The following is a 17,899-nucleotide window of genomic DNA, read 5'->3' on the forward strand; positions in this document are numbered from 1 at the left end:
GGACGTCGGGCAAGCGACGGGCGCGGCAGACATGATCTGGTTAACCGTAGCCATTCCGCTGATCAGCTTTGCGATCCTCCTCCTTGCCGGGCGCAGGGCAGATAAATGGGGGCACTGGCTGGCGATAGGCGCTTCGACGGCATCTTTCGCGATTGGCCTAGCTGCCACTATCCAGTTGCTTGGCATGGACGCGGGCTCGCGCGTGGTCGAATCCACGCTCTACACCTGGGTGCCCGCGGTGGGGGATTTCTCCATCGACTTTGGTACTCGAGTTGATCCGTTGTCGATAACCTTCGTCATGCTCGTGACCTTCGTGGGCACGCTCATCCACATCTATTCCGTGTCCTACATGGAACATGATCCGGATCGACGTCGCTTCTTTGCCTATCTGAATCTGTTCGTCGCTGCGATGCTCTTGCTCGTGCTCGGTAACTCCTACGCGGTGCTGTTCTTCGGCTGGGAAGGCGTCGGCCTTGCATCGTACTTGCTCATCTCATTCTGGAATCAAGTTCCGGAATACGCGACGGCGGGTAAGAAGGCATTCATCATGAACCGCGTGGGCGATCTTGGCATGCTGATCGCCATGATGGGCATGATCAACCTGTTTGGCTCCGTGACCTTCACCGACGTTTCGGTGGGAGTAGCCGGAGTTTCAGAAGGTTCAGCCACGTTTATTGGCATCTTCTTGTTGCTGGCTGCCTGCGGTAAGTCAGCGCAGTTCCCGCTACAGGCGTGGCTCGGTGACGCGATGGCAGGCCCCACCCCGGTTTCAGCCCTCATCCACGCGGCCACCATGGTTACGGCCGGCGTCTACCTGATGGTACGTTCCGGTGCCGTCTACGAGGCCGCTCCAACGGCCGCGCTCGTGGTTGCGCTTATCGGACTGATCACGCTGGTCTTCGGAGCTATCGTGGGCGCGGCGAAGGACGACATGAAGAAGGTCCTCGCGGCCTCAACCATGTCGCAGATTGGCTATATGATGCTCGCTGCCGGGCTCGGTCCGGTAGGGGCAGGATTCGCCATCTTCCACCTTGTCACCCACGGTTTCTTCAAAGCGAACATGTTCCTCGGTGCTGGCGCCGTCATGCATGCGATGGACGACGAAGTCGACATTCGTGGCTTTGGCGGCTTAGGCAAGCACATGAAGATCACGTACTACACCTTCCTCGCCGGCTATCTTGCGATTATCGGTTTTCCGTTCCTTTCCGGGTTCTATTCGAAAGACAAGATTATTGAGATCGCCTTCACCGGCGACGGCGCTCAGCCTTGGATCTTCGGTGGCATTACCGTCGTCGTGGCCGGCCTGACGGCCTTCTACATGTCGCGGCTATTCTTCGGAATCTTCCTGGGTAAGGAGCGGTGGACGAGCGAGGGTGCGGATGCAAAGCAGCCGCACGATCCGTCACCGCTGATGTGGGTTCCGATGGCGCTTCTTGCCCTTGGCTCCCTCGGATTGGGCGCGGTATTGAACTACACCGGCTTCCTTACGTGGCTCGAACCGGCCATCGGACACGTGCCCCACGAAGATCCGGTCCTTTCGATTCCTGTCATCACCACGATCACCTTGGTTTCCGTTGCAATTGGTGTGGGTATCGCATGGAAGATGTACCTTGCCAGCCCGATGCCGAAAGTTGCGCCGGAAGGATCCGGTTTGACCCGCGCGGCGAGAAGCGATCTTTACCAGGATACGGTCAACGAGAACCTGTTCATGAAGCCCGGTATCGCGATCGTGGCCGCAACTGATGCCGCAGATCGCACGATGATCGATGGCGTTGTGGAAGGGGTCGGCAAGGGTGCTCCGGCACTTGGCCGCGCCGTTGGAAAGTTGCAAACCGGTTACGTTCGTAATTACGCGAGCTACGTCTCGATCGGCCTGGTTATCGCCCTTATCGCTGTCGTTGCGTCGGTAGCGTTCTAGGGCTTGGAGGGGACTATGCATTTGAACATCGTTTCTGAAGCCAGCTTTCCCTGGCTATCTACCATGATCCTCCTTGCGGTGGTGAGCGCGCTTGTGCTGTGGCTCGTTAAGCCCCTGCGAAATCAGGCTCGCCACATCGCTTTGGGGCTTTCACTTCTTGTCGCGGTGACCTACGTGATCGCCGTCGTAACGGAATTTGATGTCGCGAACGCTGGGACCATCCAGCTAGCGGAAACCTATTCGTGGATTCCCCAAATTGGCGTGAGCTTGGCGTGGGGAATTAACGGCATGGGCGCCGTCATGATCGCCATGGCTGTATTCCTCGTTCCCGTGGTTATTCTCGCCTCTCGCGGCGAGGTCGACGACGAACGTGCGGCCGGTTACATGGCGTGGATACTGTTCCTTGAAGCGATTATTATCGGCCTGTTCGCGGCTCGGGATCTCTTCGTTTTCTACGTGCTTTTTGAGCTCATGATCATTCCGATCTTCTTTATGATCGGCCGCTATGGGAAGGGAACCAATCGTGCTAAGGCTGCGATGAAGTTCCTGATCTACTCCCTTGTCGGTGGCCTGATCATGCTCGTTGGCGTGATCGCCGTATACGGGTATGGGCCGGGTGGAGCTGGCGGCTTTATGATCGATAATCTCGCAACGGGTCTGCAGATCTCGGCTGGCACGCAAATGTGGATTTTCCTGAGCTTCTTTATCGCCTTCGCGATTAAGGCTCCAATGTGGCCCGTTCACACTTGGCTTCCGGATGCTGCGCAGGAGGCTCCTGCGGGCACATCAGCTTTGCTCGTGGGAATCCTTGACAAGATGGGCACGTTCGGAATGATTGCGATCTGCCTTCCGCTATTCCCGCAGGCAGCCGGCGAGGCGTCCGGAATCATTATGATTCTTGCCGTTACTTCCATTATTTGGGGTGCGTGTATGGCGATCGCGTCAAAGGACTTGATGCGCCTGGTTGCCTACACGTCCGTCTCCCACTTTGGTTTCATGGTGCTTGGCATCTTTTCCGGATCGTCGATGGCCATGGCGGGAGCGATCTTGTACATGGTCGCCCACGGAATTGGAACCGCCGGGCTCTTCTTGGCTGTGGGATTCCTCGGTCAGCGCGGCAAGTCCCACCTAATTGCCGATTACGGTGGCTGGCAGCGCGTTACACCGGTTTTGGCCGCGTTTTTCATGATCAGCGGTCTGGCAACGATTGCCCTTCCTGGCCTTTCGGGTTTCATCCCGGAGTTCATGGTCCTCATGGGTACGTTCCAGGTCAACGCCGCGGCGGCCCTGATCGCCGTCATTGGCGTGGTTTTGGCAGCGGTATATATCCTATGGCCCTACCAAAGAGCATTTACCGGCCCGCGCCCACAAGTCACGGTTAAGGATTTGGATGGCCGAGAAAAGACCGTCATGGGCGTGCTCGTCGCAGCGATGCTCGCGCTCGGTTTCTTCCCAGCCCCCGCACTCGATGCGATTAATCCGGTGGCCGAGAGCTACGTGACCTACACCGCCGAAGTCGAAGCAGCTACAGAAGGGAGCACAAAGTGACACCCCCTAACTACCTTGATTTCAGCATTGAATGGGGAGCGGTGCTACCGTTGCTGATCGTGCTCGGAGCTGCCGTGCTTGCCACGATCATCGAGGCTTTCGTTCCCCATCGAGCACGTCGCCCAGTACAGATCGGGCTGTCAATGCTCGCTTTGGGTGCCGCTCTTGTGACTGTCGTATGGCGCTGGACGGAACTTCGGATATCGGGAGCAAGCGGAACGGCACTGTCTGCTTCGCTCATGCCGGCACATCCGTTTGCGGGCATCCCCGGCACCGATTTTGCAACTGTGCCGCGCGGCCTGTTCAGCGTGGGGCTTGTTGAGGACAACATTTCTTTGATCGGCCAGGCCATCATTCTCGTGTCCGCTTTGCTTGCGTTCCTCGTGATAGCCGACCGTACCGAGACTCGTGAAGGTGCATTCGCCGCCTCGGCGGCAACTCGCCCAGGTTCTCCCGATGAACGTGAAATGACAAAGGCGGGCCGCCAGCAAACCGAAATTTTCCCATTGGCACTGTTTGCCACGGGCGGCATGATGGCGTTCACTTCAGCATTTGATCTGCTCACCCTGTTCATTGCCCTTGAAGTGCTGTCGCTACCGCTTTACGTTTTGGCGGCTACGGCTCGTCGCAAGCGCCTTCTGGCCCAGGAAGCTGCACTCAAATACTTTATTCTGGGTGCGTTTTCCTCGGCGATCTTCCTCATGGGCGCAGCACTGGTATACGGTGCCACGGGCACGCTCAGCTTGACTGGCGCGTTCGTGCGTTTCGAATTCGGCCCGTCGGGAGACTTCACCGCCATGCTGGCCGTAGGTGCGATCATGATGCTGGTCGGACTGCTGTTCAAGGTGGGCGCGGCTCCTTTCCATTCTTGGACCCCCGATGTGTACCAGGGTGCGCCCACGCCGATCACCGGCTTCATGGCCGCAGGAACCAAGGCAGCCGCATTCTTGGCGATGGTACGCGTCTTTTACTGGACGGCATCCTTGGTGCGCGATTCGGTCACCGTTTTCTTGTGGATCGTCATCATCGCAACCATCCTGGTCGGTACGGTGATGGGGCTTGTCCAAAAAGACATCAAACGTCTGCTTGCCTACTCCTCAATCGCACATGCGGGCTTTATTTTGATCGCTGTCAATGCGATCAACCATCCGTCAGGTTCCGCGCTCGTGACAGAACAGTCGATTGCGGCAATCATGTTTTACCTGCTCGCATATGCCGTGGCAACAGTGGGTGCTTTCGGTATCGTGACCCTCGTACGCGAACGTGATGAGAACGGCAACATTCTTGGTGAGGCCACGAAACTGTCGAGTTGGGCGGGCCTTGGAAAACGAAGCCCGTTACTTGCAGCTGCGATGACGATCTTCTTGCTCTCGTTCGCTGGCATTCCGCTGACGGGTGGTTTCGTTGGTAAGTTCCGGGTATTCCAAGCGGGTGTCAGTACTGGGCAGATCGTCCTTGTTGTTATTGCGGTTCTCGCATCCGCTGCTACGGCCGTCTTCTACTTCCGTTTGATACAGCTGATGTACTTCCGCGAACCGGAGGCGGATACCACCGCAGTCGTTGAATCTGAAGGCATGTCTATCGGCGCAATCGTCCTTGCGGCGATCGCGACGATCGGTTTGGGAATCCTTCCCGGCCCGGCACTTGACTTCATTGTAGGATCGTTCGTGTGAACGTAACGGAATTTTTAACCAGCGACGACCCGTTCGCCGGGCGTGTTTCAAAACGAATGGAACAGGTGGAGGAGCGGCTGCGCTCCGAAACCCGAGTGGACGACGTCGTCGTTGATTCCGTAACCTCGCACCTTGCTGATGCCGGCGGTAAGCGTCTTCGTCCGCTTTTGACGCTGCTGGCCTCAGAAATCGGCCCGAACCCGGATTCACCGGATGTGATTGACGCGGCCGTCGTCATGGAACTTACCCATTTGGCGTCGCTTTACCACGACGACGTGATGGACGAGGCACCCAGACGCCGTGGGGTTCCAACAGCCCACTACATTTTTGGTAATTCGTCGGCAATTATGGCCGGCGACGTGCTGTTCTCCCGAGCTTCAAAGATCGTTGCCGGACTGGGCCAGAAGGCAATTCACATGCATGCCACCGCTTTCGAGCGCCTGTGCATGGGCCAACTGCACGAAATCGTGGGGCCACAACCGGGTGATGACCCAATCGAGCACCATATTGGGGTGCTGTCTGGCAAGACTGGCTCACTCATCGCGGCCGCCGCACACCACGGCGTGCTAGCGGCCGGCGGCGCCGACGACCAGGCGGAGCAGCTCGAACAGTTTGGCGAACATATTGGCGTTGCCTTCCAGATAGCCGACGACGTGATTGATCTGGTTTCCGACGGGCAGCTGACCGGCAAGACGCCGGGGACCGATCTGCTTGAGGGTGTTCCGACGATGCCTACGCTCCTTTTGCGTCAGCGTGCTGAAACTGGTGACATCGACGAAGCCGGTGCACAGGCCCTACGTATTCTTGACGAGGGAAATCTGGAAGAGGGTGACAGGCTCGCGACGGTGGTCGGCATTTTGCGTGACCACCAGGTTGTCGTCGAAACCCGCGACCTTGCCTCCGCCTGGGTAGACGAGGCTTTGGGCTATCTTGAAGGCCTTCACGACCATCGCGTACACGAACATTTGGTAGCCTTCGCCCATGCCATGGTTGAACGCATGGCCTGAATCATTGGCTAATAGTGAAGAGTTTCCGGCGATGAAGGCGATATCGGTGGTAGTCGGTAGACTGTTGCCAGTTGTAATGAGGAGTAAACGTGCGCAAACTTATCGATAAGATCCTTCGAGCTGGAGAAGGCCGTCTCCTTCGCAAACTTGAATCTATCGCCGGTCAGATCAATGAACTTGAAGATGTTTTCCAAGATATGAGCGATGCGGAACTCAAAGGGCAAACCGCTGAGTTTCGGAAGAGATACGAAGCGGGAGAATCCCTAGACGACCTGCTTCCAGAGACTTTTGCGGCTGTGCGTGAAGCAGCCGTTCGTACACTGGGCCAGCGGCATTACGACGTGCAGATCATGGGCGGTGCTGCTCTACACTTGGGCAATATTGCCGAGATGAAAACGGGTGAGGGCAAAACGCTCGTGGCCACGCTCGCCGCCTACCTGAACGCGATTCCTGGCAAAGGCGTCCATATCGTCACGGTGAACGACTATCTGGCTTCCTATCAATCGGAGTTAATGGGGCGCGTGTTCCGCTTCCTCGGAATGACCACCGGCACCATCACGTCAGGTTTGACTCCCGGTGAACGCCGCGTACAGTACGCCTGTGACATCACCTACGGCACAAATAACGAATTTGGTTTCGACTACCTGCGTGACAACATGGCGATGAGCCTAGATAATCTGGTCCAACGCGGGCACAATTTTGCCATCGTTGACGAGGTTGATTCGATTCTGATTGACGAGGCGCGAACTCCACTGATTATTTCCGGACCTGCCGAAGGCGATGCGAAGAAGTGGTATCTCGCCTTTTCAAAGGCGATGGACCATCTTAAACGCGATATCGATTACGAGGTGGATGAGAAGAAGCGCAACGTCGGTATTCTCGAACCGGGTATTGACAAGATCGAAGACATGCTCGGCATTGACAACCTCTATGAATCTGCGAATACTCCGCTCATCGGCTATTTGAATAACGCAATCAAAGCCAAAGAGCTATTCACACGGGATCAGGACTACATTGTTCACGATGGAGAGGTCTTAATCGTCGACGAGCATACCGGCCGAGTCCTGGCTGGGCGCCGCTATAACGAAGGCATGCATCAGGCGATCGAGGCAAAAGAAGGCGTGGAGATTAAAGCCGAGAATCAGACACTTGCTACGATCACCTTGCAAAATTACTTCCGCCTGTACGACAAGCTTTCGGGCATGACGGGCACTGCAGAGACGGAAGCCGAAGAATTTGCCTCTACCTACGATATCGGCGTCGTTCCCATTCCAACGAATAAGCCGATGCAACGAGTGGATCAAACAGATCTTGTGTACCCCACGATGAAGGGCAAGTTCGGAGCGATCGTCGAGGACATTAAAGAACGCCACCAAAAGGGCCAGCCGGTGCTGGTTGGTACCGCCTCTGTGGAAAATTCTGAATATCTATCGAAGCTGTTGAAGAAAGCGCGGGTTCCGCACGCGGTTCTCAACGCGAAACAGCACGAACGTGAGGCATCGGTGGTAGCGATGGCGGGCCGCAAGCACGCGGTCACGGTTGCCACCAATATGGCTGGCCGAGGTACCGATATTATGCTCGGCGGAAATGCGGAACATATCGCGCTGGATATGATGTCCAAACGTGGGCTTGATCCGGAGGAAAACGCCGAGGAATACGAAGCGGCATGGCCGAAGGTTCTTGAGGAGGCGCAAGCAGCGGTCAAGCTGGAGCACGATGAGGTTGTGGAGCTTGGCGGCCTGTATGTTCTTGGTTCGGAGCGCCACGAATCGCGCCGCATTGACAACCAGTTGCGCGGCCGTTCTGGCAGGCAGGGCGATCCGGGAGAATCTCGATTCTATCTGTCACTTGACGACGATCTGATGCGGCTGTTTGGAAATTCTCGGGCAACCGCGGCGTTCAGGAACGGCCCGGAAGATGAGGCGCTCGACTTTAAGATCTTGTCGACCGCGATTGAAAAGGCCCAGACCCAGATCGAGGCGCGAAACGCCGAAACGCGTAAGAACGTGTTGAAGTACGACGACGTGATGAATGAGCAGCGCACCGCGGTTTACGCGGAACGGCGGCGAATTCTTGATGGTGAGGACGTCGAGCAACAGATCGAATCGTTTATTGATTTCGTTGTTGACGACGTGGTTGCTTCGCACACTCAAGGCCCAGCTGACGATTGGGATATGCAGGCGTTGTGGACGGATGTGAAGGGTATTTATAAACCGAGTTTCACCGCCGAAGAACTCGCCGATGCTCACGGAGGTCAAGATTCGCTCAGCCGGAAGCTGGTGCGCGATGAGCTTCGAGAAGATATGCGGGCTCAATACGAGGAACGCGAGGACGAGCTCACAGGCGATCAGATGCGAAAGATTGAGCGGCAGGTTTTGCTCACCGTGTTGGATCGTAAGTGGCGCGAACATCTTTACGAGATGGACTATCTCAAAGAGGGGATCGGGCTTCGGGCAATGGCACAGCGTAATCCGCTTGTTGAGTACAAGCAGGAGGGTTACCTCATGTTCCAACAGATGAACGATGCGATTCGAGAGGAAACCGTTCGCCATCTGTTGAACTTCGAAACGCCAACACAGAGGGCGGCGCGTGAAGCTGCGGAGGCTGCAAAGAACGCGGCAATAGCTGGGCTGAACCAGTTGGAAGGCAGTGTATTCGTAGGCCAGAAAGCTCCCATGAAGCCCACGAAAGATAGCAACGAGCGCACGTTGGGTCTGAAACGGCCCGAGAGCGGAAAGCAAAAGCTTACCTATTCCTCTTCGGCTACCCAGGGTGCACCCGTGCGTGGTGCCCAGCCGCCGGTAGGTTCGGCGTTTGGGGGAGGCCAGCCGCGGCCGGCTGAGCAGCAGGCCAATCAGCAGCAGGCTGATCCCTATGCGGGGATGAATCGTCAGCAGCGGCGCGCTGCCGAACGCCGCGCTGCAAAGCAGCGCCGCAAACGCTAGTTACGGTCAGATTATTTCGAGGGCGGTAACGTGCCAGCGTGACTTGCGTACCTCGAGGCGCGTTGCCGCTGCGCGTATCTTCGTGCCGTCAAACACGACGACGGATGCTTCTGCAACACCTTCACGAGGTTCGCACACGATCACTTGCTTAACGCGCGGTGCCAGGCACTTTTCCGCTTTGCCCCGGATGCGTTGCCCGAGCCCTGCGCGGCGGGCGAGGGCTTCGTAGACGAGCGGGTGCAGCCAGGTTTGCAATTGGCGTACCGGGCGGTGGCCGAGCAGCACTTCTATCGCTTGCCCGACGACGGCGGCCGCGAAACGATCTGGCGGGGGTAGAGGACGGGTCGGTTCGTCAGTGACCACATTGAACATTGGACGGTCTATCTTCGGCGAACAAAAGGCTGTGCGATCGAACCTTACGGGAGTGTCATCTGGGTCTAGTAGCGGTTTGGCAAGCGGCTCGGGTTGTGAGCGCGCCGGGTAAGCCCGGGGGATCGGAGTTGGCGCTCGCGGCGGTGTTTTGACGTTAAGTGGTGCGAGTTCTGAGTTCTTAAGCGCTGGCTGAGTCATGGGTTTTCCTTAGGGTAGTTCTAGGCGTTGGCCCGGGTAAATAAGATCGGGGTTTGGGCCGATTGTTGATGAATTTGTGTGCCAGAGTTCGGCAATGATGGCTGTGGTTTCCGACTCGTGTTCAGGAGCGTAGTGAGTGTTGACAATCGACCAGAGGCTCTCGCCCGGTTGGACCACGTGTACGTTCTTGGCGGGGCCGGTGTCGGCTCGCTGAGTTTTTGCTGGTGTGGCGACGACGGCGTGCTCGGGCATCCACAGCGGATCCGGCTGTAGAGCGATCTGGGCCGATTTCGAGTTGGTGTGTTCGATGCTGGTTTCCGAGCTTGGCAGATCGGCTCCCCAGCTGAGATCGATGGGCTGGGCAAATGCGGGGGTGGCTAACGATGTGGCGAGCCCGGTAGCAGCGAGCGTCTTTAGCACTGGTGGCCCCCAGCGTGCCACGGCCTTGCGCAACCGGTGGTTGTTAGTGCGGCGCGCATACAAGTAGGCCGTGACCGAGATCACGTACCACGCAGTGACCGCAATGAGTGCGCATAGCGCGACGAGCTCGAATATCTCTTCGAGTTTCTGTATGGGTGAGGGCCTGATCCGGAGGGAATTGGAGATGACGAACATTTGCCAGCCAATCGTGTCGTTTGGTGTTGTTTGATGTTGTCTGATCAAGTTTGAACGCGCTCTTGCGGTTTCGCGAGTGGGTAAACACGGCATTAAAGAGAGACTGAAATTAAGGAAACTTCCGAAATGATTAATTGTGCTTTCACCTGGATAAACCTGGAAGGTAGGGCTGTGGAAAGGTGAAGTGCGTGAAAGATATTGCCGGTAGATTTTCGTCTATGACCTGGGAAACTTTGGCTTACGATATTGCGGCGCGCATAGAGCAAGATGACCGCGAGGAGCTTTTCGCGCAAGCGTCAGAACTGGCAGACGCGGAAAGAGCGACTCAGCTCTTCGTTGATCGAATTCGGGCATTCACGGGAAAGCGCATCTCGATATCATTGCGCGGGCCCGAGGCCCTTCCTGTGCAGGGTCAGCTAGTGACTTCGGGAGATGACTGGCTGCTTATCCGCGCTCGCGCCTTCCAACACCTGGTGATGGCGCGGTCGGTAACAAAGCTAAAGTCCCCGGCGCTAATCCACGAACCTCCAGCCGGCCTGCCGGTGACTATCGGCTCGATGTTGAGGGGAATTCAAGGTGGTTACGTCACGGTGACGTGTATTGATTCTGAGCATTCCGGGGTTTTAGTTGGAGTGGGTAAAGACTATCTTGTGATTGATCTTGAACAAGACTTGGCAAGGCGAGGATCGTACGCCGCCTCTTGGCGGCCGCGTTTCGATTCCACGCCCTCAGCCAAATACTCGACTTTTGCAATTCCTTTCAGCTCACTTGTGAAAGTGAGTCAGGCGCAGGTTCACGCCGGTGGTGATGGGGAGCCCGATGGAAAAATGATTGGGCACCCTTAAACGTCCTCACCCGATGCGATCTTCTGGCGGGCCTTTTCGTATCCGCGCTCCACATACTCTGCGAGTTTAACGTCTTCGATCCGCCATTGGCCGCGCCCGCCTACCTGGATCGCGGGAAGTTCACCATTTTTGATGAGTGTTCGCACTTGACCGGCAGAAACATTCAAATACTCAGCCACGTCGGCAATCGTTAAAAACCTAGCCATAGTTGAAGTCTCCCACTTTCGCAATCCCTTTCGCAAAGTTATCAACAGGTTTTTGCTTGTGGAAAACTTTTTCACTCCGGCACTGATTCTGGAAGTCTAGCCCTATGAAATCAACAAGCATGCCGTGGAAAGATCCGAGATTTGCTATCGGGGTCGCGTTAATTGCGGGCGGAGGCCTAGCGGGTAGCTTTGTGCTGAGCGGAGAAGAATCCGTCGGTTTTCTTCGGGCGGACCAGCCAATTGCAGCCGGGTCTGTTCTTCAGGAGGGGCAATTCGTGATCGATGAATTACCCGAGCGGATTGGCAGTGGTTACGTGCGTGTAGGTGAGATTCCTGAAGGCGCTGTGGCGGCTCATTCGATTGCTGAAGGAGAGCTGCTAGCAGGTTCAGCGCTAGGAGGCAGCCACGATAGCGTGGATCTATCGGTGCCACTGATGGCAGCCCCGCCGGCAAGCACCGGAATTGGTTCGAAGGTAGAGGTGTGGCGGGTGCGTTCGGTTCAGTTCGATTCTGAGGCGCAAGCGCATCGCATCGCGGATGCAGTTCTCGTCTCGCTGGATTCGCCCGATTCGGTGGGAGTTTCCGGTGTCAACGCACATATTCGGCTTAGCCCTGCCGATGTGCCGGAGGTTCTCGAAGTGCTCGGCACGCAAGATGGCCTCGTTGTAGTAAGCGAAACGGGAACGCAATGATACTCCTGTGCCTTCCCGATCACCTTGATGATGCCCTGTTGCGGGAGCTTGCCGAATTGGGCGAAGAAGATCTAGTTGCCCGCCGGTGTGCAGATCTCGCCGAAGTCCTAGCTGGGGTAGATGCGGGGCTGGCACGCTCCGTGCTTCTTTCGGGGGATGAACCCGGCCTTGATCTCAGTGTCACGGCGGCGCTTCACGGTCAAGGGGTGCGCGTTGGGGTTGTTCCGCACGGCCGCCCTATCTCTGACTTGCGTGCCCTCGGCGTCGAAGTTGTGAGCGAAGGAGAACTCCTCGCATTCGTGCGAAACTCCTCTCGCATTGAAGAAATTCCGGCCAAGCTGGAGCGTGGCCGCATTATTGCCGTTTGGGGGCCGGGAGGATCGGTGGGCCGTACGGCACTCGTTCGCGACTTAGCTGCACTTGCGCAAGACGTTCTGGTCGTCGACGCCGATACCCATCGCCCGAGCCTCACTCAGTTATATGGTCTTGAGGAAACATCGGCCATCGTCGCCCTTGCGCGCCACATCGAACGGGGAAAGAACCCGGACGATCTTGTAGATTCGCTTCTTGTGGATATTCCTGGGAAGTCAGGAGCTGGGCGTCTTTTGGCCGGGCTGAATACCGGGGAACGCTGGCGCGAATTGCCTCGCGTCGTCGTTGATCGCATGTGGGAAGCTCTAGCTTCGCAGGCCCAAACGGTGCTTGTTGATCTTTCTGGTGGTATGGATTTGCGGCCCGAACGCGTGGACCGCTATGCTGCAACCCGCTCCGCTCTGGAGGCGGCAGATGTGGTTTTGCACGTGGGCAAGGGAACTCCCGTGGGCTTAAGGCGGTTTTTGGAACATATCGACGCCGTTGGCCCAGATGCGTCTGGCGATCACGTTGGTGTAGTGATCACTTCCCGGCGCGCGCTGGGAATGGACGGCGGGGCGAAAGTGCGAGAACTGCTTGCTGATGTTCCCATTCGCTGTGAAATCGTTCGAGGGGATCGCGATAGGCTCGACGAATGCGAGCTTATGGTGAAAGCGATGCCAGCCTCGTTTCCGAGATCGAAGTATTCCCGTGATGTAAGTGCGCTGTGGGACTCGCTGGCACGCGCGCTGCCCTAGTTCATCCGTGGATGTTTAGGATGAGGTATGCGTATCTACGTTCCACTTGACCCGTCCGATCTTCGCAGGGAAATTTCACCCCGAACCGTTCACGCTGTCACTGCCCGGTTGAAGAGCGCGGTTCCGGGGGAAGATCCGGAGGGCTGGGAGATGATTGCAACCCTGGCTGCCGCCGATGATTCTTTGCGTAGGCTAGCGGAGTTTGAGACTCAGGTTTTGCGCCGCATCGTGTGCGTTGCTGAGGTGCCTAATTCGGTGCTTGAGGCCGATGACGAATTGCCGACGGCGTGCCGACTGCTCGACCCGGTCTCGTGGGATGACGTGGTGACAATCCTCGTTGATGAACCCGGTTCAGAAAAGGTTATCGAGCGTGCAGTGGGCGGTGACGAGAAGGCGTTTATGGCCTCGGGCGATATCGATCTGATGTGGTACGACGTGGTCGAGCGCAAAATGCTCGCCCGAGAATTAGGCGTTTACTAGTTAGCCGCAGGATGTTAGTTTCCGGCGATGACCCGCATCGTTGACCCGCCATCTTCAAGAGGGCGCACGCTCACCCGATCGCTGATCATGGACTTCAATTCGTCCACGTGGCTGACGATTCCAACGGTTCTGCCGCCCGTGCGCAGCTGCCCAAGCGTATCCATGATCGTTTGCAGGTATTCGGAGGAAAGCGAGCCGAAACCTTCGTCGATAATGAGGGTTTCCATCCGGACACCGCCGTTTTCCGCTTGTACGACCTCCGATAGTGCGAGCGCTAGCGCGAGCGATGTGTAAAACGTTTCGCCGCCTGAAAGTGTTCTGGGTGAGCGGCGGTGATCGCCCTGCGGGCCGGCGTCGTGGTGGATGACCTCAAGGCCAAGACCGGACTTTCGTTCAGCGCCGGACTCGTCGGTTCGCGCCAGCTCGTATCTGCCGAAGGAAAATTCGCGTAGGTGTTCGTTCGCGCGGTCCACGATCTGCTCGAATCTGCGCAGGAGCACCCATGTGGAAAGCCGGATCTTGTTGAGCGAAAGGCTGTCAGCCTCGGCGAGATTCGCTAGACGTACGATCGGCCCAGCCGCATCTGCTTCAGCTTTCCACGCTTTTACCACCTGACGGGTGCGCTCAAGGTGGAGCGCTGCCAACTCCGCCCGGCTATGTGACAGCGTGTGGGCTTTTTCAGCCTCGCGAAGAGCGCCTTGAGCTTCCGCTTCCTTTGCCTTGGCACTTGCAACATCCGGTTGTTCTTCGCCGGTAATCTCGGCAAAGCGCGCAAGGGCAAGCTGGGCCTCGATTGCCGCGGTTTCGCGTCCGTACTTTTCTACACTCGCCTTTAGTTCCGTCAAGCGTTGAGCATCCAGATGTGCTGCATGCGCCTCGGCCTCCGTCACGTCGCTCAGCTCGAGAGATTCCTGGGCGGCCTTCCTCGTGACCTCGGCGTGGCGTGCATGCTCTGCGACTTTTTCAGCGAAAGCTTTTAGCTGCCCGAGATCGGAGCGTTGAGTATCCATGGATTCGCGCAGGGCTGCGATGGAAGGAGCATCACCGCGAGCATCAGCCACCGCCTGCTCATCCCGGGTAAACCCTTCGCTTGCGTTCTTGATCCTTTCCACGAGCGAGCTGTGTTCTTCGCGTTTTGCGTTGAGGTTCGTGCGCTGTTCCTCGGTTGCAGCAACCAATGCATCGAGTTTGCCGTTGAGTTCTAGCGCAGTGTCCGCTGCCGCATTGGCGTCAGCCAGTTTCGCTTTCGTATCGGCGACGGCGGCTGAAAGTTCCTCTTTTGTTGCATCGTTGACCTGACTTTCGAAGGTTTGAACTTGCCCCTTTAGCCGTGCGACTTCCTCATTTGCTTCCTGGAGCTTGAGACTGAGAGGTTCGAGTGCCTTTTCTGCCGCCTGAACATCTTGTAGGGTTGCCGCCTCATCACCCGGCTGAGCTGGCTTGGGATGTTCTGTAGAGCCACACACCGGGCACTCTTTCCCGTCGTCTAGATCAGCTGCGAGGTTTGCGGCACTCGAACGCCGCCAGGCCGCTGTGATTGAAGCGAGAAATTCCTGCTGGGTTCCGTGTTTTTCAAGAATGATCGTTCCCTCTTTTTGCGCTACGGCGAGCTCGTTGCGCAATGATTCGAGCCGTGTTACCCGTTCGTGTTGTTCGACCAACGCTTTGCGATGAGCTTCGAGCGCTGGGATCTTATCGGCGCGCTCGCGTGCATGAGTTATTTCAGATTCCAGCTGCTCTTTCTGCTTGGGGAAGGCGTCGATATCGATAGCCATTTTCTCGATTTGGGCCGCAAGCTTGCGCCCGGAGTCGTGAAGGTCCTTCAGGGCGGTTTCTCGATCGGCCAAGGTGACTTCAAGTTCGGCAATGGGTTTAAGTTCACCGATCTGCGATGTTAATTTGCTGATTGCGCTTTCGCAGCCGCGAATTAGGGTTTCGGCGGGTTCGATGAGATCGCGATCGGCTTCGATTGCGTCGGCTAGGCGCGTTCGTTCATCTTTCACCGGAACGACGCCGGCTGGTAGACCGAGCTTTGCCGAGTCGAGATCCTCGCGAGCTCGCTTTGCGATTCCTAGCCGATCGACGGCGGTGGCAACCGTTTCGTGAAGGGCAATCTTTTGCTGCTTTGCCACGATCTCATCTTTTTGCGCTTCTAATTCTTTTTGTTTGCAAAGCAAGCGCTGGCGATCTTCGAGTGTTTTCGCGAGTTCTTCTTCGGCTTGGCGCACTCTAGTTAGCGCTTCAGCGTTTTCTCTTAGCCGGGTGGCCGTCGCTTTAGCTTCCACAGAGCGCGTCGCGAGTAGTTCGTTAATCTTGGACATCTTAGCGAGCGGCCCGTGATCGTCGGCGTCGATGAACTTGAGCGTCGCCGCGCCGGGAAATTCTTGTTCGAGTCCATCAATATCTGCCCACCCATGAAGCGCTCGGGTGGCTTGATTCCCAGCTTCGTCTACCTTTTTCATGGCGAAGCGAGCCTTCTCGGTGAGCGCCCGAGTGAAAGTGCGGTAGTCCGTCGTCGCAAATAGGGTTTCAAGAAGCCCCGAGCGCTCACTCGAGCTAAGGCGGAGGAACTGCGCGAATTCCCCCTGCGGCAAAACCACTGTTTGCACGAACTGCTCACGGGTGAGAGCGAGCAGTTTGCTCAGTTCTGTCCCAACGTCCCGTGCGCCGCTTGCGAGTACTTCGCCCGCGTCCCACTCACGTGCGTCAACGGCCGATTCGGAGAGCTTCCACAGGGTTGCGGTGCTGTTAACAGGTGTAGTGCCGGTGCCGCGCTTTTTCTTCCTCGTCCATGCCGGGCTTCGCCGAACTCGAAAAACGCCGGATGGAATCGTGAAGACGAGATCGGAAAACGACGGCGTGGAATCATCGGCATGCGCGGAGCGAATACGCGAATCATCGGATTCTTCGCCCGCCACTTTCCCGTAGAGCGCGAAAACTATCGCATCGATGATCGACGATTTCCCCGAGCCCGTCGGGCCTTCAAACAGGAAGAGGCCGCTTGCAGTGAGTTCGTCGAAATCAATACTGTGGGTGCCAGGGAAGGGCCCAAGCGCGCTGAACGTCAAATAGCGAAACTGCATTATGCCCCAACTTTCTCCCACGTCTCACGGATGAGATCGAGCTCGGCATCGGTCAATTCGCGGCCACCGGAAGCTTCAAAAAACTCTCGAAGAACAGCAAGCGGTTCCGTTCGAATGGCTTCCAGCTCGGCAATGGACACTGCGGTAGCTTCTGTTACATGCTGGTGTTCGAGCACGTACGGAAACTTCTGGGTGAGCTTGGCAAAAAGGTTGGACGGCCGGTCCGGATCCGTGACGCGAATGCGCAGGAAATGCCCGCGATACTCATCGAACTTCGCCGACAGCAGTTCCTCGAGGGTTCCCTCGATCGTGGCAAGTTTTCGATAGATGGGCGCGGGCACTAGCGTGATCGGAACATCCGCCTGAGTATCAACAATGACCGAGGACTTCACGTGGTTTTCTTCCGAGAATGAGAACGGGATTGGCGAGCCCGAATAGCGCATGAGTGGCCCGTTTCCGCCAACCTTCTGCGGCCCGTGAAGATGGCCGAGCGCAACGTAATCCACGCCCGGAATATCAAACAGCGAAGCCGCCACGTTCGCCGCGCCGCCCACCGTGATATCGCGTTCGGAACCAGTCTCCTGCGCGCCCGTGACGAAGGAATGCGACATGACGACGACGAACGGGTTGTCCGCGACGCTAGCGTCACCTTTACGCCGTGTATCCTTAGCGCTAAGTCCGCGTGAAGCGAGATCGGCTTCAATGCGGTTCAGCACTTCGCCAAGCACGGCGGTGTGGCTGCGTGCCAAGGGCTCGGCAGGATTGTTGGCGAGCCGCCCCCGTTCCGAATCGGGATCCAGATAGGGGATCGGATAGACCAAGGCACCTAAATCGCCGTCGTGATCATAAAGCGGCACAGGAACGTGGGAGTGCAACGAATCCGTATAGAAATAAAGCCCTTCACGCATGAGCCGCGAACCAAAGCCGAGCCGTTTTGGCGAATCATGATTGCCCGATGTGACGATCACGTTCGTGTGTTCGAGTGCCCGTTCTAGAGTATCCGCAAGAAGATCGACCATGTGCACGGGTGGAATCCCGCGGTCATACACATCGCCGGATACCAGCAGCGCGTCGATGTTCTCGGTGGCGACCAGATCGACGACGTGATCCGCCCAGGCTTCGAACGCTGGCGTCAGATCAGCGCCGTGAAGCGTGCGGCCCAGATGCCAGTCGGCGGTGTGTAAAAATCTCATGTTCCAACACTATCG

At 57.1% G+C, this 17,899-nt stretch carries 14 protein-coding genes; 9 read left to right on the forward strand and 5 right to left on the reverse strand.

Going from position 1 to position 17,899, the window contains the following annotated elements; translation table 11 throughout:
• Positions 1–31 precede the first annotated feature (31 nt).
• From nuoL to secA, 5 genes are all read left to right on the forward strand, one after another.
• A complete protein-coding gene (nuoL, locus tag J2S70_RS06385) occupies positions 32–1,918 on the forward strand; it encodes an NADH-quinone oxidoreductase subunit L (RefSeq protein ID WP_307683382.1) in 1,887 nt (628 codons plus the stop codon).
• A gap of 15 nt (positions 1,919–1,933) precedes the next feature.
• Positions 1,934–3,466: an NADH-quinone oxidoreductase subunit M gene (locus J2S70_RS06390; protein ID WP_307682903.1), complete on the forward strand. Its 1,533-nt coding sequence runs from the start codon at positions 1,934–1,936 to the stop codon at positions 3,464–3,466.
• A complete protein-coding gene (nuoN, locus tag J2S70_RS06395) occupies positions 3,463–5,139 on the forward strand; it encodes an NADH-quinone oxidoreductase subunit NuoN (RefSeq protein WP_307682904.1) in 1,677 nt (558 codons plus the stop codon). Before J2S70_RS06390 ends, nuoN begins: the two co-directional genes overlap by 4 nt.
• On the forward strand, positions 5,136–6,146 hold the full coding sequence (locus J2S70_RS06400; RefSeq protein WP_307682905.1) for a polyprenyl synthetase family protein: 1,011 nt from the start codon (positions 5,136–5,138) through the stop codon (positions 6,144–6,146). Before nuoN ends, J2S70_RS06400 begins: the two co-directional genes overlap by 4 nt.
• An 89-nt stretch (positions 6,147–6,235) precedes the next feature.
• Positions 6,236–9,091, forward strand: coding sequence for a preprotein translocase subunit SecA (gene secA, locus J2S70_RS06405; RefSeq protein WP_307682906.1), 2,856 nt, complete (start codon positions 6,236–6,238; stop codon positions 9,089–9,091).
• 6 nt (positions 9,092–9,097) lie between these two features.
• Here secA and J2S70_RS06410 read toward each other — a convergent pair whose 3' ends face one another.
• Complete coding sequence (locus J2S70_RS06410) at positions 9,098–9,661, reverse strand: Rv3235 family protein (RefSeq protein ID WP_307682907.1); 564 nt, start codon at positions 9,659–9,661, stop codon at positions 9,098–9,100.
• Positions 9,662–9,670: 9 nt separating this feature from the next.
• Positions 9,671–10,324, reverse strand: coding sequence for a LysM peptidoglycan-binding domain-containing protein (locus tag J2S70_RS06415; protein WP_307682908.1), 654 nt, complete (start codon positions 10,322–10,324; stop codon positions 9,671–9,673).
• Positions 10,325–10,464: 140 nt separating this feature from the next.
• Here J2S70_RS06415 and J2S70_RS06420 point away from each other — a divergent pair, with 140 nt between their 5' ends.
• Complete coding sequence (locus J2S70_RS06420) at positions 10,465–11,121, forward strand: hypothetical protein (RefSeq protein WP_307682909.1); 657 nt, start codon at positions 10,465–10,467, stop codon at positions 11,119–11,121.
• Here J2S70_RS06420 and J2S70_RS06425 read toward each other — a convergent pair.
• Positions 11,118–11,327, reverse strand: coding sequence for a helix-turn-helix domain-containing protein (locus tag J2S70_RS06425; protein ID WP_307682910.1), 210 nt, complete (start codon positions 11,325–11,327; stop codon positions 11,118–11,120). The two genes, J2S70_RS06420 and J2S70_RS06425, sit on opposite strands and share 4 nt — an antisense overlap.
• 104 nt (positions 11,328–11,431) lie before the next feature.
• On the opposite strand from J2S70_RS06425, the gene J2S70_RS06430 reads away from it, so the two are divergent.
• From J2S70_RS06430 to J2S70_RS06440, 3 genes are read left to right on the forward strand one after another with little or no spacing between them, the layout of a single operon-like run.
• Positions 11,432–12,019 (forward strand): SAF domain-containing protein, encoded by a 588-nt coding sequence (locus tag J2S70_RS06430; protein ID WP_307682911.1) that lies wholly within the window; start codon positions 11,432–11,434, stop codon positions 12,017–12,019.
• A complete protein-coding gene (locus J2S70_RS06435) occupies positions 12,016–13,128 on the forward strand; it encodes an AAA family ATPase (protein WP_307682912.1) in 1,113 nt (370 codons plus the stop codon). Before J2S70_RS06430 ends, J2S70_RS06435 begins: the two co-directional genes overlap by 4 nt.
• A 27-nt stretch (positions 13,129–13,155) precedes the next feature.
• Positions 13,156–13,608: a DUF6912 family protein gene (locus tag J2S70_RS06440; protein ID WP_307682913.1), complete on the forward strand. Its 453-nt coding sequence runs from the start codon at positions 13,156–13,158 to the stop codon at positions 13,606–13,608.
• Positions 13,609–13,622: 14 nt separating this feature from the next.
• On the opposite strand, the gene J2S70_RS06445 is transcribed toward J2S70_RS06440, so the two are convergent.
• Positions 13,623–16,691, reverse strand: a complete 3,069-nt coding sequence (locus J2S70_RS06445; protein WP_307682914.1) for an AAA family ATPase — start codon at positions 16,689–16,691, stop codon at positions 13,623–13,625.
• Positions 16,691–17,884, reverse strand: a complete 1,194-nt coding sequence (locus J2S70_RS06450) for an exonuclease SbcCD subunit D (protein WP_307682915.1) — start codon at positions 17,882–17,884, stop codon at positions 16,691–16,693. Before J2S70_RS06450 ends, J2S70_RS06445 begins: the two co-directional genes overlap by 1 nt.
• Positions 17,885–17,899 lie beyond the last annotated feature (15 nt).

Origin of the sequence: Trueperella bonasi, from assembly GCF_030811535.1 — a bacterium.
Taxonomy (GTDB): Bacteria; Actinomycetota; Actinomycetes; order Actinomycetales; family Actinomycetaceae; genus Trueperella; species Trueperella bonasi.

Coding starts and splice junctions, on each gene's coding strand:
- J2S70_RS06440 (WP_307682913.1), top strand. CDS start 13,156: ATGCGTATCTACGTTCCACTTGACCCGTCCGATCTTCGCAGGGAAATT.
- J2S70_RS06430 (WP_307682911.1), top strand. CDS start 11,432: ATGAAATCAACAAGCATGCCGTGGAAAGATCCGAGATTTGCTATCGGG.
- J2S70_RS06435 (WP_307682912.1), top strand. CDS start 12,016: ATGATACTCCTGTGCCTTCCCGATCACCTTGATGATGCCCTGTTGCGG.
- nuoL (WP_307683382.1), top strand. CDS start 32: ATGATCTGGTTAACCGTAGCCATTCCGCTGATCAGCTTTGCGATCCTC.
- J2S70_RS06445 (WP_307682914.1), bottom strand. CDS start 16,691: ATGCAGTTTCGCTATTTGACGTTCAGCGCGCTTGGGCCCTTCCCTGGC.
- J2S70_RS06410 (WP_307682907.1), bottom strand. CDS start 9,661: ATGACTCAGCCAGCGCTTAAGAACTCAGAACTCGCACCACTTAACGTC.
- J2S70_RS06450 (WP_307682915.1), bottom strand. CDS start 17,884: ATGAGATTTTTACACACCGCCGACTGGCATCTGGGCCGCACGCTTCAC.
- J2S70_RS06390 (WP_307682903.1), top strand. CDS start 1,934: ATGCATTTGAACATCGTTTCTGAAGCCAGCTTTCCCTGGCTATCTACC.
- J2S70_RS06425 (WP_307682910.1), bottom strand. CDS start 11,327: ATGGCTAGGTTTTTAACGATTGCCGACGTGGCTGAGTATTTGAATGTT.